This window comes from Niallia sp. 01092, from assembly GCF_052318935.1.
GTDB lineage: Bacteria > Bacillota > Bacilli > Bacillales > Cytobacillaceae > Niallia.
The window spans coordinates 241,660-256,237 of sequence record NZ_JBQRKO010000002.1 but is presented as its reverse complement, the minus strand read 5'-3'; the positions used below and the strand labels follow the sequence as shown (position 1 = coordinate 256,237).

At 35.2% G+C, this 14,578-nt stretch carries 16 protein-coding genes; 8 read left to right on the top strand and 8 right to left on the bottom strand.

Features of this window, described 5'->3' with window-relative positions:
* Positions 1-29 precede the first annotated feature (29 nt).
* Positions 30-257 (top strand): YqzK family protein, encoded by a 228-nt coding sequence (locus ACTXGU_RS03190; RefSeq protein ID WP_443480050.1) that lies wholly within the window; start codon positions 30-32, stop codon positions 255-257.
* A 5-nt stretch (positions 258-262) separates the two neighbouring features.
* The gene (xerD, locus tag ACTXGU_RS03185) at positions 263-1,153 is read left to right on the top strand and encodes a site-specific tyrosine recombinase XerD (protein WP_443480049.1); all 891 of its coding nucleotides are present in this window, start codon (positions 263-265) and stop codon (positions 1,151-1,153) included.
* Between the two features lie 224 nt (positions 1,154-1,377).
* Here xerD and ACTXGU_RS03180 read toward each other — a convergent pair whose 3' ends face one another.
* The 4 genes from ACTXGU_RS03180 to ACTXGU_RS03165 all read right to left on the bottom strand — a co-directional run bounded on the left by ACTXGU_RS03180 (position 1,378) and on the right by ACTXGU_RS03165 (position 4,435).
* On the bottom strand, positions 1,378-1,719 hold the full coding sequence (locus tag ACTXGU_RS03180) for a zinc ribbon domain-containing protein YjdM (protein WP_443480048.1): 342 nt from the start codon (positions 1,717-1,719) through the stop codon (positions 1,378-1,380).
* A gap of 28 nt (positions 1,720-1,747) precedes the next feature.
* Positions 1,748-3,511 carry a SulP family inorganic anion transporter gene (locus ACTXGU_RS03175; RefSeq protein WP_443480047.1) on the bottom strand — a complete coding sequence of 588 codons (1,764 nt, stop codon included), beginning with the start codon at positions 3,509-3,511 and terminating at the stop codon, positions 1,748-1,750.
* Between the two features lie 137 nt (positions 3,512-3,648).
* Entirely contained in the window at positions 3,649-4,080 is a 432-nt protein-coding gene (locus ACTXGU_RS03170; RefSeq protein ID WP_443480046.1) for a DNA mismatch repair protein, read from the bottom strand.
* 1 nt (position 4,081) lies between these two features.
* Complete coding sequence (locus ACTXGU_RS03165) at positions 4,082-4,435, bottom strand: ArsR/SmtB family transcription factor (RefSeq protein WP_443480045.1); 354 nt, start codon at positions 4,433-4,435, stop codon at positions 4,082-4,084.
* A 332-nt stretch (positions 4,436-4,767) separates the two neighbouring features.
* Between ACTXGU_RS03165 and deoB the strand changes: the two genes are divergently transcribed.
* Genes deoB through ACTXGU_RS03150 form a run of 3 tightly spaced genes read left to right on the top strand, consistent with a single transcriptional unit; the run spans position 4,768 to position 8,119 of the window.
* Entirely contained in the window at positions 4,768-5,952 is a 1,185-nt protein-coding gene (deoB, locus tag ACTXGU_RS03160) for a phosphopentomutase (RefSeq protein WP_443480044.1), read from the top strand.
* Positions 5,953-5,965: 13 nt separating this feature from the next.
* Entirely contained in the window at positions 5,966-6,784 is an 819-nt protein-coding gene (locus tag ACTXGU_RS03155) for a purine-nucleoside phosphorylase (protein WP_443480043.1), read from the top strand.
* Positions 6,785-6,814: 30 nt separating this feature from the next.
* The gene (locus ACTXGU_RS03150; protein WP_443480166.1) at positions 6,815-8,119 is read left to right on the top strand and encodes a pyrimidine-nucleoside phosphorylase; all 1,305 of its coding nucleotides are present in this window, start codon (positions 6,815-6,817) and stop codon (positions 8,117-8,119) included.
* Positions 8,120-8,258: 139 nt separating this feature from the next.
* Here the strand turns inward: ACTXGU_RS03150 and ACTXGU_RS03145 are convergent, their stop codons facing one another.
* The 4 genes from ACTXGU_RS03145 to ACTXGU_RS03130 form a co-directional block, all read right to left on the bottom strand.
* Complete coding sequence (locus ACTXGU_RS03145) at positions 8,259-9,470, bottom strand: GNAT family N-acetyltransferase (RefSeq protein ID WP_443480042.1); 1,212 nt, start codon at positions 9,468-9,470, stop codon at positions 8,259-8,261.
* 300 nt (positions 9,471-9,770) lie between these two features.
* The gene (map, locus tag ACTXGU_RS03140; protein ID WP_443480041.1) at positions 9,771-10,517 is read right to left on the bottom strand and encodes a type I methionyl aminopeptidase; all 747 of its coding nucleotides are present in this window, start codon (positions 10,515-10,517) and stop codon (positions 9,771-9,773) included.
* Positions 10,518-10,678: 161 nt separating this feature from the next.
* Complete coding sequence (locus tag ACTXGU_RS03135; protein ID WP_443480040.1) at positions 10,679-11,797, bottom strand: RNA-guided endonuclease InsQ/TnpB family protein; 1,119 nt, start codon at positions 11,795-11,797, stop codon at positions 10,679-10,681.
* Positions 11,794-11,958 (bottom strand): hypothetical protein, encoded by a 165-nt coding sequence (locus tag ACTXGU_RS03130; RefSeq protein WP_443480039.1) that lies wholly within the window; start codon positions 11,956-11,958, stop codon positions 11,794-11,796. Before ACTXGU_RS03130 ends, ACTXGU_RS03135 begins: the two co-directional genes overlap by 4 nt.
* 272 nt (positions 11,959-12,230) lie before the next feature.
* Between ACTXGU_RS03130 and ACTXGU_RS03125 the strand changes: the two genes are divergently transcribed.
* From ACTXGU_RS03125 to spoIIAB, 3 genes are all read left to right on the top strand, one after another.
* Positions 12,231-13,394: a D-alanyl-D-alanine carboxypeptidase family protein gene (locus ACTXGU_RS03125; RefSeq protein ID WP_443480038.1), complete on the top strand. Its 1,164-nt coding sequence runs from the start codon at positions 12,231-12,233 to the stop codon at positions 13,392-13,394.
* A 388-nt stretch (positions 13,395-13,782) separates the two neighbouring features.
* A complete protein-coding gene (gene spoIIAA / locus ACTXGU_RS03120; RefSeq protein WP_443480037.1) occupies positions 13,783-14,133 on the top strand; it encodes an anti-sigma F factor antagonist in 351 nt (116 codons plus the stop codon).
* Position 14,134: 1 nt separating this feature from the next.
* The gene (spoIIAB, locus tag ACTXGU_RS03115) at positions 14,135-14,575 is read left to right on the top strand and encodes an anti-sigma F factor (protein ID WP_443480036.1); all 441 of its coding nucleotides are present in this window, start codon (positions 14,135-14,137) and stop codon (positions 14,573-14,575) included.
* Positions 14,576-14,578 lie beyond the last annotated feature (3 nt).

Here is a 14,578-nt window from a genome sequence, read left to right as displayed (position 1 = left end):
TAGTAAGATGCAAGTTTGGAGGAAATAATATGCTACAATGGTCAAAAATCGTTTTTCGCACAATTAAAGTGTTTATTTTGTTTACAGGATGCACGATTCTTTTTTATTATGCACTAATATGGTTTAATGAAGAATATCAGGATCTTCATCGTTATGATGAACCTTCAGGGGCAGCTGTAAAAGTAAATAGTACGGTAGCGAAAGAGGAATATTCCTGGAAAGATCGAATATTATTGTTTTATTTAAATGGGGAGTAATGCAAATGGACGACCAATTACAAGACTTTATGCATTTTTTGTTAGTTGAAAAAGGCTTAGCAAAAAATACTTTAGTTTCTTACGAAAGAGATTTAAAGGCTTACTATAAATATATAAAAAACATAGAACATTGTTCCTTGCAACAAATAAATCGAGCGCATATTATTCGATTTTTAGCGTTTTTAAAGGATCAAGGGAAATCGTCGAAAACAATTGCTCGACATATTGCCTCTATTCGGGCATTTCATCAGTTTTTATTAAGAGATCGTGTTTTAGAAGAAGATCCGACTGTACATATTGAGACTCCTCAAGCAGAAAGAACGCTGCCAAAAGTCCTCTCCATGCAGGATGTAGAAAAATTGTTAGATTCCCCGCAAATAACCGATCATTATGGAAAACGAGATAAAGCAATGTTAGAGCTGTTATATGCAACGGGAATACGAGTTAGTGAGCTTATTAGTTTAAATGAAGAAGATATTCATTTAACAATGGGATTTGTTCGTTGTATTGGCAAAGGCAATAAAGAACGCATCATACCTATTGGTGGAGCTGCTACGAGTGCGCTTCAGCTTTATTTAGAGGAGGGACGCTCCCTTTTCATCAATAAAAAAGAAAAAGACAATGCCCTTTTTCTCAATCATCACGGAAAGAGATTAACACGACAAGGGTTTTGGAAAATTTTAAAACGTCTTGGCAAAGAGGCGGAAATAAACAAAGAAATTACTCCGCATACATTAAGACATTCTTTTGCCACTCATTTATTAGAGAATGGGGCAGACTTGCGGGCAGTTCAAGAGATGTTGGGTCATGCGGATATTTCGACAACCCAAATATATACACATGTAACAAAAACAAGATTAAAAGATGTGTATACGAAGTTTCATCCGAGAGCATAGCTGCTGCAATCTTACTGGAGCACTCCTGTCGCAAACGGCAGGTTTAAAAATATATGGATATGTTCGAGATAAGTTCAAAAAATAGAAAGATCTCATTCATGATAAGTATTCTTGAATGAGATCTTTCTATTTTAAAAGTTGCTTACTTTCTATCTTGAAAATGTTGTACATTTATTGGCTTTAAATAATTAAATCAAATTAGTTCTGTTGCGTTAAAATCGCATTTATACCTTTTTAACAAATTCAGATTTTAATTTCATAGCTCCAAAACCATCTATTTTGCAATCAATATCATGGTCTCCATCAACTAAACGGATACTTTTTACTTTTGTACCTATTTTTACGACTAATGAAGTTCCCTTTACTTTAAGATCTTTAATTACTGTTACAGAATCACCATCGTTTAATACATTTCCATTTGCATCTTTGATTACCTTCGTATCTTCACTATTTTCAGTTTCTGATTTTAAAGTCCACTCATGAGCACATTCTGGACATACAAAAAGATTTCTATCTTCGTAAGTGTATTCTGATTTGCATTTTGGGCAATTTGGTAAATTAGACATATATTTATTTCCTCCACTTGTTATCATTCTAAAAATCTAATGCATTTACTTTATTATTTACTGTATTCGCTTTCTGGGATTGCTGAGAAAGTTGGGTACACTCATGAAAAGCGAAATGTGTACACCCCATACATTTTTTTGTATTTAAATGTCCAAGCGCGTAGTTAATAGCTTCCCCTGTATGATCAAAAAAGTTTTCTTCTCCAATCTCATCGTACAATCCATTTTTATCTAGGGTTATTTTTAACTCAAATTGAATCTCAGAAACAAGAAGTACGCCACCTTGTTTTTTTAAATGCTGAACAATATTTCTAAAATAGGATTCTCCTGTTGTATCAATAAAAGGAACTTTTCCCATACGTAAAATCAAAACTTGGGGTTTGTAATGAATGGTTGTTAAAATGTTTTGTTCAAACGTTTGAGCGGCACCAAAAAACAATGGACCTTCTATTGTATAGATACTAATTTGTGGGCAATCATGAGCTTTATTTACTACATGTGGTAGCATTCTTTCGTTCTTTCTTGTATGATCTGGAAGCACTTTAGATATGACAAGCATATTGCTCATACGTTTTGTAAATAAAATAACAGCTAAAATAAGTCCGATTTCCACAGCCGTTGTTAAACTAGTAAAAACAGTGAGTAAAAATGTTACAAGTAATACAAGAGAGTCTCCTGTCTTCATTTTAAGTATGTGAACAAAATGTTTTTGTTCGCTCATATTCCAAGCTACCACCATTAAAATGGGAGCCATACTAGCAAGCGGAATATGTGAAGCATATGGAGCAAATAGTAGAAGCGTGAATAACACAAATCCTCCATGAATAACACCCGACATCGGAGATACAGCTCCACCTTTTATATTGGTTGCTGTTCGAGCAATCGCTCCAGTTGCCGGAATTCCTCCAAATAACGGTGTAACAATATTGGCAATTCCCTGACCAATAAGCTCTTTGTTACTGTTGTGTTTACTATTTGTCATACCATCTGCCACGACAGCGGATAAAAGAGATTCAATACCACCCAACATTGCAATAACGCATGCAGGACCAATTAATTGTTTTATTCGCTCTAATGTGATTTCTGGTATATCAAACTGAGGAAGTGTATTTGGAATCGTACCAAATGCTGTACCAATAGTAGGTACATGACCTGAGAAAAATACGGTAGCAATTAAAGTTGAAATAACAACACCTACTAATGAACCTGGTACTTTGGGCAAAATCTTTGGTGTTATGATTATAACAATAAAGCAAATCATAGCAGTTATAAGACTGTAAAAATTGGTGGTACCGATATGAGTGAAGATTTCCTTCAGGTTTGCTATAAATTCCTCATGCTTTTTTATACCTGTTAGACCCAAAAAACTAGCAATTTGTCCCGTGAAGATAATGACAGAAATCCCTGATGTAAAGCCAATAGTTACAGGACGTGGGATAAACTTAATTAAAGATCCCAGTTTAAAAATTCCCATAAGGCATAAGATAATTCCAGCTAATAAACCAGCAAGTAGTAAATTTTCATACCCATATGTAATTACAATGCCTAAAAGAATAGGAACAAAAGCACCTGTAGGCCCTCCAATTTGATACTTCGAACCACCAAATAGCGAAATGAGTATCCCAGCAATACATGTTGTATAAATCCCAAACTCCGGCTTAACACCAGAGGCTATAGCAAAAGACATAGCAAGTGGAATCGCAACAACTCCGACAATCATTCCTGAAAGAAGATCCTTTTGAAAATATCCCAACGAATAACCTTCAAACCTTCCCGTAAATAACCCTCTCATTACAAACCCTTCTTTTCTATTTTTAATAAATCTTGCTTTTTTGTAAGAATATTAGCATTTGATGAAATTGAATTACAAATACATTTCCCATACCCTTATACAGCCCCATTTTATCTCTTTACAAGAGGAGCATCAGCTTAATATTGGTTATACATTTTACTTAAATGACGTTCTAATTTGTTTATATCTCCGCCTTCGAGTATATAAGAATTTAACCCTTCTGCTAGAAGTAATCCATCTCGACTATCAAGCTTTTTCATATCTATAAACGATTTAATCTTTACTTTATCTGGGGTATTGTCTCTACGAAACATTTGTCCTGGGATTTCACTCCAGAAACTATTCCATTCGTTTAGTAATCCCTTTTGATCAAATAAAAAACTTTGAATTCCGCATAACCAAGCTGTATTTCTCTTTTGACATCCTACTCCATCCTGTAAATGCTGACATGATAAACAACAAGAATTTCCACTTTTAATACAAACATTACAAACGTGATGAGCTCCTATTGAGCGAAATATTTCAATTCCATGTTGGATGATATCTTCTTTCTCAACTTCAATGCTCAACCTAACCCTCCTTAACTATCGTTTCACGTTCTGTTTCATCTAGTTCTTCAAACATTGAAATCGTGTCGATTAAATGGTTATTAAAAATCTTTCGAGCAACTGCCAGTAAATTCATAATCATAGGATCTCGAAGAGAATATAAAACTCGTTTTCCATCTTTTGTGCCAACAACAATATTTTTAGCACGTAGTACACTTAACTGTTGGGAAACAACTGAACCTTCCTTGTTAAGAATGCTCTGAATTTCATTTACACTTTTTTCGCCCTCTGACAATAATTCGAGAATACGTATTCGTAAAGGATGTGATAAGGCTTTAAAAAAATCAGCCTTAAATTGTTGCATTTCGTCTCCCATTAAAACGCCTCCATTGATTTTAAATAATTAGGAAGTATCATATACATATTCAAATGTTTGAATATATATATATGATACTTCTAGAACTTACAATTTTCAATACAAATTGTGAAACGTTAAAAAAAGAACCAGAAACCAGCGTTTAACTTTTGATTTTTTGTTACGCTAGAGTTAGTACAGTAGAATGAAGACGAATGTTCGTTCTCTTTTCCACAAAAAAAGAAAGATAAAAGATGTCAGACTTCTAACGATTATGATATAATTTTTAAGATTAAATATATTAAATTATGGGTAAAATAGTTTGATTATTTCTTTATGAAGGAGGAAGGAACATGTCTTCATATACATATAAAAGAATATTTCTTATTGTTATGGATTCAGTTGGTATTGGCGAAGCGCCGGATGCTGAAAAATTTGGGGATGTCGGTTCACATACGTTGGGGCATATTGCAGAAAAAATGAATGGACTTCTGATGCCGAATATAGGTAAATTAGGATTAAGTAATATTGAAGAAATAAAAGGGATAAAAAAGGCGGAAAAGCCACTTGCTTATTATTCAAAAATGCAGGAAGCTTCTAACGGCAAAGACACGATGACAGGTCATTGGGAGATTATGGGTCTGCATATTGCCACACCATTTAAAGTGTTTCCAGATGGATTTCCAGATGAGCTATTGCAAACAATAGAAGAAAAAACAGGTCGAAAAATTATCGGAAATAAACCGGCGAGCGGAACAGAAATTCTCGATGAGTTAGGGGAAGAGCATATGAAAACGGGTGCTCTTATCGTATATACTTCAGCAGATTCTGTGTTACAAATTGCTGCTCATGAAGAAATTGTGCCATTAGAGGAACTGTATAAAATTTGTGAGTTGGCAAGAGAATTAACCTTGGATGAAAAATATATGGTTGGAAGAATTATTGCAAGGCCATTTGTTGGAGAACCAGGAAACTTTAAACGAACAGCCAATCGTCATGACTATGCTTTAAAGCCATTTGAACGGACTGTGATGAATGAATTAAAAGATAACGAATTAGATTGCATTGCCATCGGGAAAATTTCGGATATTTATGATGGAGAAGGTGTTACAAAGTCTTTAAGAACAGTCAGCAATATGGATGGAATAGATAAATTAATAGAAACACTAAATATGGATTTTACTGGTCTAAGCTTTTTAAACTTAGTAGATTTTGATGCTCTTTATGGCCATCGCAGAGATCCAATCGGATATGGGAAAGCGTTAGAAGAGTTTGATGCAAGATTGCCGGAAGTATTGGAACTATTAACTAAGGATGATTTATTAATTATTACCGCCGATCATGGCAATGACCCTGTACATCACGGAACAGATCATACACGAGAATATGTACCTTTATTAGTGTATAACAAAAAGATGGCTGCTGGAAACGAGCTGCCGCTAAGAGAAACATTTGCCGATATTGGTGCAACAGTTGCTGATAATTTTCATGTCACATTGCCAAAGTACGGAAAAAGCTTTTTAGATGAGTTAAAGTAGGGGAGAGTATAATATGAACTATACAAAGATTAAACAAGCTGCAGATTTTTTAAAGAAAAACAACAATGTTTCACCAAAAATCGGACTTATTTTAGGATCTGGATTAGGCGTTTTAGCTGACGAAATTGATCAAGCTGTGAAAATTCCATATAGTGATATACCTGAATTTCCTGTAAGTACAGTTGAAGGACATGCTGGTCAATTAGTATTTGGCAGTATTTTTGGCATTGATGTTGTAGCGATGCAAGGACGTTTTCATTTTTATGAAGGATATTCTTTTGATAAAGTAACTTTTCCTGTTCGTGTAATGAAAGAACTTGGGGTAGAAACATTAATTGTTACGAATGCAGCAGGTGGAGTGAATGAAACATATTTGCCAGGAAATTTAATGCTAATTTCTGATCACATAAATAATATGGGGACCAATCCATTGATTGGTCCGAATGATGCTAACTTAGGCGTACGTTTCCCTGATATGTCAGAAGCGTATTGCAAAGAATTACGAAAAACAGCTAGAGAAATAGCGACTAAAATTGGATTGACGATTCAAGAAGGAGTATATGTCGGCAACACAGGTCCTTCTTATGAAACACCAGCTGAAGTTCGCATGATAAGAACACTTGGCGGTGATGCTGTTGGGATGTCAACGGTTCCGGAAGTAATCGTGGCAAGACATGCGGGAATGAAGGTGCTAGGAATATCTTGTATTTCGAATATGGCAGCTGGCATTTTGGATCAACCGCTAAATCATGAAGAAGTAATCGAAACAACGGAAAAAGTAAAAAATGATTTTCTTCTGTATGTAAAAGAACTTATTAAACAAATTGGCTAATATATCGCAAAGGGGATACTAATTATGAAAATGCGAATGGTTGACTTAATCGAGAAAAAAAGAGATGGATTCGAACTAACGGAAGAAGAAATTTCTTTTATCATTAACGGATATACAGATGGCTCCATTCCAGATTATCAGATGAGTGCCTTTACGATGGCTGTTTTTTTTCAGGGAATGACAGAAAGGGAATGTGCAGATTTAACGATGTCTATGGTACATTCCGGTGATGTCATTGATTTATCGGAAATAGAAGGAATAAAAGTAGATAAGCATTCTACAGGTGGAGTTGGCGACACTACTACTTTAGTATTAGGGCCATTAGTAGCATCACTTGGTGTTCCAGTGGCAAAAATGTCCGGCCGAGGATTGGGGCACACTGGTGGAACCATTGATAAATTAGAATCAGTTCAAGGATTTCATGTCGAAATAGATAAAGAAGCGTTTATTCAGCTTGTGAATAAAAATAAAGTTGCAGTCATTGGCCAAAGTGGGAATTTAACGCCTGCGGACAAAAAATTATATGCTTTAAGAGATGTAACAGCAACGGTTAATAATATTCCTTTAATTGCAAGCAGCATTATGAGCAAAAAAATTGCTGCAGGTGCAGATGCTATTTGTTTGGATGTTAAAACAGGCGCTGGTGCATTTATGAAAACATTAGAAGATTCAAGAGAGTTAGCAGAAGCAATGGTACGGATAGGCAATAATGTCGGCAGAAAAACGATGGCTGTTATTTCTGATATGAGCCAGCCGCTGGGATTTGCGGTTGGCAACGCATTAGAAGTAAAAGAGGCAATCGATACATTAACAGGCAATGGTCCAAAAGATTTAACAGAGCTATGCTTAACCCTTGGAAGTCATATGGTCTATCTAGCAGAAAAAGCGGACAGTATTGAACATGCTAGAAAAATGCTGGAAGAAGCAATTGCCAATGGCAAAGCACTTGAAACGTTTAAACTGTTTTTACGTTCGCAAGGTGGAGATGATTCAGTTGTAGACCAACCAGATAAACTGCCGCAAAGCAAGTATATATCTGAACTGCCTGCTAAGGAAGCTGGATATGTGGCTGAAATAACAGCAGACAGCATTGGAACTGCTGCAATGTTGCTTGGTGCAGGGCGAGCAACAAAAGAATCAGAAATTGATTTAGCTGTCGGCTTAGTTCTCCGTAAAAAAATCGGCGATCAAATAGAAGCAGGTGAATCACTTGTCACCATATATAGTAATTCAGAAGATATAGAAGATGTCAAAAAGAGGCTTTATAAGCATATAAAAATTAGCAGCGATCGGGTAGAAGCACCTGTATTAATACATGAAGTAATAACAAAATAAAATTTCAGAAGAGTTGTATGATACCTATAAAAATCGTACAACTCTTCTGTTTTACGATGAATTTTAGATGAAGTTGGCACGTTTAATTGAATCCGATAAATAGCAAATGGATTTGCCAAATCTTTTATCTAAAATACACTTAAAAATAATCAGAAAAATAAGGAGTTTGCTGTTCAATAATATCTTCAAGGAGCTCAACCGTTTCCAGACTGCAGGAAAGTCGTCCAATTTTATAAAGATAGTCTGGGCTTTTGTAACTAAGAAGCATCGTTGTTATCGTTTGAATATCCAGCTTTAATTCGCTTTGACTGCCATCACGTACTAATTTTCCTTGTCCATCTTTAGATATATAAAGAGTGAAAGTACCTTGGTTCCATGCCAGCAACGGATCATCTAATGTAAAAGTTAATTTTCGGTCCATTCTTTGCGGTTTAAAAGGATATTGAGAAATAAACTGCTCCAGATCCACAATACGAGCCATATAATAAGGAGAAATCGTTTCTTTGATGTCAGCATCTTCCAATAGAAAAGCAAGTGGCTCATCTGTGAATGTATTGCCGACAACTTGTGATACCATCGAAAAGTGGGCACTAATAAAATTCCATAGTCCAATCCTTGCTTCTTCATTAACAAATACCATTTCTTTAATATGAAATATTTCATCCGCAATCCAATAAAGAACATATCCATCTGGCTGTCTGTCTTCACTGTAATATACAGCTGCAGTAAGATCTTCAAAATCCCAGCGCCAATATTCATCCCATGCTAAATCATTTCTAAGCATGGCTCCATGGGTTTGTGATGTAAATCGTTCATAAACAGTTTTGAGTATTTTGTCTTCAGTAGAAACACGTTCCACTTCTCCTGAAACTTGCTTCATTTTCGGCAATTGATAGTCTTTTACTTCAAAGGTCATTTTATCTGAAATAATTTCCCACCCTTTTCGGCGATAATAAGGTATAGAGTATGGAAAAAGATAACTGATGGATTGTTTCTTTTCCCGCATGTTGGCAAGTGCTTTCCGCAACAATTTGTCCATTAATCCTAAGTTTGAATACTCTGGGAATGTGCCGACACCTGTTACACCGCCCATGTCGTATGTATTATTAAATATTCTTACTTGAAAAGGATAAACGGAAAGCTGAGATACTAATTTATCGCCATCAAACCAACCGATTACATCTGCTTGTTCTAATACTGGTGATTTCGCCAATATTATTTCTCGTTCTTCCCAACCGATTTTTTGTAGATCATGATTTGTTACTTGAAAAACATATCGAAGTAATTGGTTGTATTGTTCTAGATGCTCTAGTTGAACATCTTTCATTTTTAACCTTTCTTTTCGACCCATAAAATACCCCTCTTTTTTAACTTTTTCACCGTTCTCTTTTACTATACAATTTTTTTGATTTTAAGTCATTTTTCAAAATAAATTGTTTATGCAATCGTATATATGTCGTCTCCTTCAATTTTAGAAAACCTAATTAAGGCGGCGCGAGCGAAAAAAGCACATTATTCATACGAATAAAAAACAAAGTAATGAGGACAGAATCGTGTTTATTTCCATCTAAATCACGCAGCTCCGACCCCTTTTCTATAAAAAAGCGAGAAAAAATACTATTCCTCGCTTTAGAATAATCAAAAATAAAAATTACTGTTTAGTTAATATTTCAGGCCCATTTGCAGTGATAGCTAATGTGTGTTCATACTGTGCAGATAGACTCCCGTCAACAGTTCTTGCTGTCCAGCCATCTAAGTCAACTTTAGCATGATACATACCGATATTAAGCATTGGTTCAATCGTAATGACCATCCCTTCTTTTAATCTTTTTCCAAAGTTAGGTGGTCCGAAGTGTGGGATTTGCGGTTCTTCATGCATATTTTTCCCAATCGCATGACCTACAAAATCACGGACTACTGAAAAACCTTGAGATTCAGCAAATGTTTGAATAGCATGAGAAATATCTCCCACTCGATTTCCTACTACAGCCTGCTCAATTCCTTTGTAAAGAGCAGCCTCCGTTGTTTCTAATAATTTTTTTGCATCTTCAGAAATGGTGCCGACAGCATAAGACCATGCGGAATCAGCGAGCCAGCCATCTAAATTGACAACCATATCAATGGTCACAATATCGCCATTTTTTAATGGGGTTTTATTAGGAAATCCGTGACAAATAACATCATTAACAGATGCACATGTTGCAAAAGGATAACCATGATATCCTTTTTGTTCAGGAATTGCTCCTCTTTTAAGAATATAGTTTTCTGCAAACGCATTAATCGCTTCGGTTGTTACGCCAGGTTTGATTATTGCTGCTATTTCTTTATGGCAATCAGCCAATATTTCGCCAGCTTTTTTCATTTTTTTTATTTGTTCAGGTGTTTTAATAATAATCATCTTTTCTCCGTTGCCAAAACCTTATAAAAATCTATAAAGTTTGTTTATTTCCCTGTTTTTCGTGTCCGATTTTGCCGAAGCTACTTTCGTTTGATATAACACTCCGAGGGCGTAAATTCGGATACAACGAATCCTACATATTAGCAGTTAACGTTTTGGTGTTAATTTGCTAATTGATAATGTGATAAGTTGATAGAAGCGTTCAAATCCCTATCCACTACAAGACCACAATCACATTGATATAATCGGTCAGATAGCTTTAGATTCTTTTTAACAGTCCCACAACATGAACACATTTTAGAAGATGGATACCATTTATCAGCCTCCACAAATTCAATCCCATGCTTCTCACACTTATACTGGATTTGCCGTTTGAATTCGTATAATCCTTGTTTGGCAATCGCTTCTGATAAATGCTTATTCTTCATCATTCCTTTGATGTTTAAGGTTTCCATTACAATTCGATATGGTTTGGTTTTCACAATATCGTTTGTCGTTTGATGAAGATAATTGGTTCTGATATTCGATAATCTTCTATATAGGTTCCGCACTTTCCTTTCGATTTTTATAATGTTGCTGGTTTTGACGAAACGGTCTCCCTCCTTGTTCATTTGATATTTTCGAGAAACTTGACGCTGCAACCTGCGAAGGCGTTTCTCTGCCTTTTTTACTACATTTGTTTTGTTTATGTTTTTAAACTTTCTACCATCTGAACATATTGCTAATTCTTTCACACCAACATCAATTCCAAGTGAAACATTTGTTAATTCCGTTGATTGTATTCCTTTTTCCATTCCAACAGACAAATACCAGTACTTACCATTAAAACTGATTCTTGGGTTGAAGTACTTTACACCTATTGGCAAAAGTTCAGACGTTTTAATCCAACCAACTTTTTCAATCAAGACTTCATCCTTTTTAACTTTGAGTTTTACGTTATCATTATAAAAAGACGGTTTTGATTTCTTCCTGCTTTTAAAACGTGGTTTCTCTGCTTGATTTTTAAAGAATTTCTTATACGCATCACAAGCATCTTTGATCGCTTGTTTTGTGATATTATTTGATACATCATACAACCAAGCATATTCTTCCGTTTGTTTTAAAACAGTCAATTCTTTACGCAGGGTTTCATCAGATAAAAATTTACTACCGTTCTTATAGTTTTCTTCTTGTTTCCCTAATGTCCAGTTATACGCCCAGCGAGCTGTTCCTGCTGATTTCCAAAGCTGATGTTCCTGTTCTTTCGTTGGTTTTATCCTTATTTTCTTTGCAAGAATCACTTTCCATCAACTTCTTTATCATCTTTTTGTTGCGAAATAATTGTACAATACCCTTCTATCACATAATATGGTTTGAAAGTATTTTGTTTTTCCCAATTTCTTAATGTTTGTGTTATTTTTCCTATCCATTCAGCAAATACACTTATTAAATAATATCTCATTTATATCACCTCTTAGTTTTATTATAAAAATAATGTTTATAATAAAATAAGAAGTTTTTATGAACTTTTATAAACTACCTTTGACTGTTCTTTCCCTCCTTCCATTAGTATATTCCTTTTAGCTGCGAAGGGAAAACCAATTTTTACTACTTAATTAGAATTATAAGTGATGGAACAGATTAAAAAGCTGTCTAAAAAATATTCAATAGTTGATTGTATAAAAAATCCTCCTTTGGAAAAAATGGAGTCATATAGAATGGAGGGTCATAGAAATGAAACGCATCATATCAATGGCATTAACAACGCTTTTATTTGCTTTAACACTGACATCACCAACATTAGCAGCTGAAAAAAAAAGTGAGTTAGTAGAAAATGTGAAGTCAGCGATCTTAATTGATAGAGATACAGGAACCACTTTGTACGAAAAAAACAGCAACGAAAAACTTCCTCCTGCAAGTATGACAAAGGTAATGACTATGCTTTTAATTATGGAAGCACTTGATGAAGGAAAGCTTAAGATGGATGAAAAGATACGAACAAGTGAATATGCAGCCTCAATGGGCGGCTCGCAAATCTTTTTAGAACCTGGAGAAGAAATGACAACAGAGCAAATGTTAAAAGGCATTGCCATTGGGTCAGGCAACGATGCTGCTGTAGCAATGGCAGAAAGACTTGCCGGTTCAGAAGAAGCATTTGTCGAAATGATGAATACGAAAGCTAAAGAATTAGGGTTGAAAAATACAATGTTTAAAAATACAACCGGTTTGCCGATAGAAGATCATTATAGTACAGCACATGATATGGCTATTATGGCGAAAGAACTTCTTAAATACGAAGATATTACAAAATTCACTGGTACATATGAAGCGTATTTACGAGAAAATAGTGATAAAAAGTTTTGGCTTGTTAACACAAATCGACTGGTGAAATTTTATCCAGGTGTCGATGGATTAAAAACAGGCTTTACAAATGAAGCGAAGTACTGTTTAACGGCAACTGCTGAAAAAAATGGCATGCGTGTAATTGCCGTTGTTTTTGGTGCTCCAACCTCAAAAGAACGCAATGCACAAGTAACAAAAATGCTGGATTATGCGTTTAGTCAATATGAAACACATCCTATGTATAAACGAAATGAGCCAATTGGAAAAGTAAAGGTAAGCAAAGGTGAACAAAAACATGTAACTGCTGTAACGAGTGAATCGATTTCTCTTCTGACAAAAAAAGGTGAACAAGTTGACAAAGTGAACAAAGAAATAACAATGAATAAAAAGTTAAAAGCACCTATTGAAAAAGGGCAGCAAATTGGAACCATTAAGTTTACGAAAGACGGCAAAATATTAGTAGAAAGTTCATTAGTCGCTCAAAAAGATATTAAGGAAGCCAATTGGTGGCAGTTATTTAAACGAGCTACTGGAATGTTCACGAAAACAAATTAAAAAGAAAAGCGGAAGCGGCTTGGGCAGCCCCGAAAAAAAATGTTCTCTTGACTCAAAAAGTGTTTTTTACTTTTAGAGACAAGAGGTTATCTTTCACAGGGGCTAGACGCTGGAGCTAGATCAAAGAAAAGCGGAAGCGGCTTGGGCAGCCCCGAAGAAAAATGTTCTCTTGACTCAAAAAGTGTTTTTTACTTTTAGAGACAAGAGGTTATCTTTCACAGGGGCTAGACGCTGGAGCTAGATCAAAGAAAAGCGGAAGCGGCTTTTGTCGAAGGAATGATCATTTTTACTTATTTTAGCGAATTACCACTAGTTTTGTCTTTCATGAAGGAATTGAAAGGAACAGCCTAGAATTGACTCACTAAACCAAATGAGGAGGTTATGGATAGTGAGTCTGAGTATTGATCTAGAAGTGAAAAATAATGTCCTTTGTATTCGTTTATCTGGGGAATTAGATCATCATTACGCAGAAGAGTTGCGCTCAAAAGCAACGAATGCGATTGAACATTATGATATTCGTCATATAGTGCTTAATTTAGAAAATCTTTCGTTTATGGATAGTTCTGGTCTAGGTGTTATATTAGGCAGGTATAAACAAATTAAACAATTAGGCGGAGAGATGGTGATTTGTGCTATTTCTCCAAGTGTACAAAGGCTGTTTGATTTGTCAGGAATGTTTAAAATTATGAGACTCGAAATGAATGAGGAATTTGCCCTTCAACGATTGGGGGTAGCATAACATGAAAAATGAGATGCATCTTCAATTTAGTGCGATAAGCCAAAATGAATCGTTTGCCCGTGTAACGGTTGCAGCATTTATTACGCAATTAGATCCAACGATGGATGAATTAACAGAAATTAAAACAGTCGTTTCCGAAGCTGTTACAAACAGTATTATTCATGGATATGAAAACGATCCAAATGGAATTGTTTATATTTCTGTTATTCTTAATGACTCATACGCTGACTTAATAATAAGAGATGACGGCAAAGGAATCCTAGATGTAGAGGAAGCGAGACAACCGTTGTTTACAACAAAACCTGAATTAGAAAGATCCGGAATGGGCTTTACCATTATGGAAAACTTTATGGATGAAATTGAAGTGCAGTCAAGCCCTGAGAATGGAACTGAGATCCGTCTGCGCAAGCATTTAATTAAGAGCAAAATGCTAAGCAATTAAGGA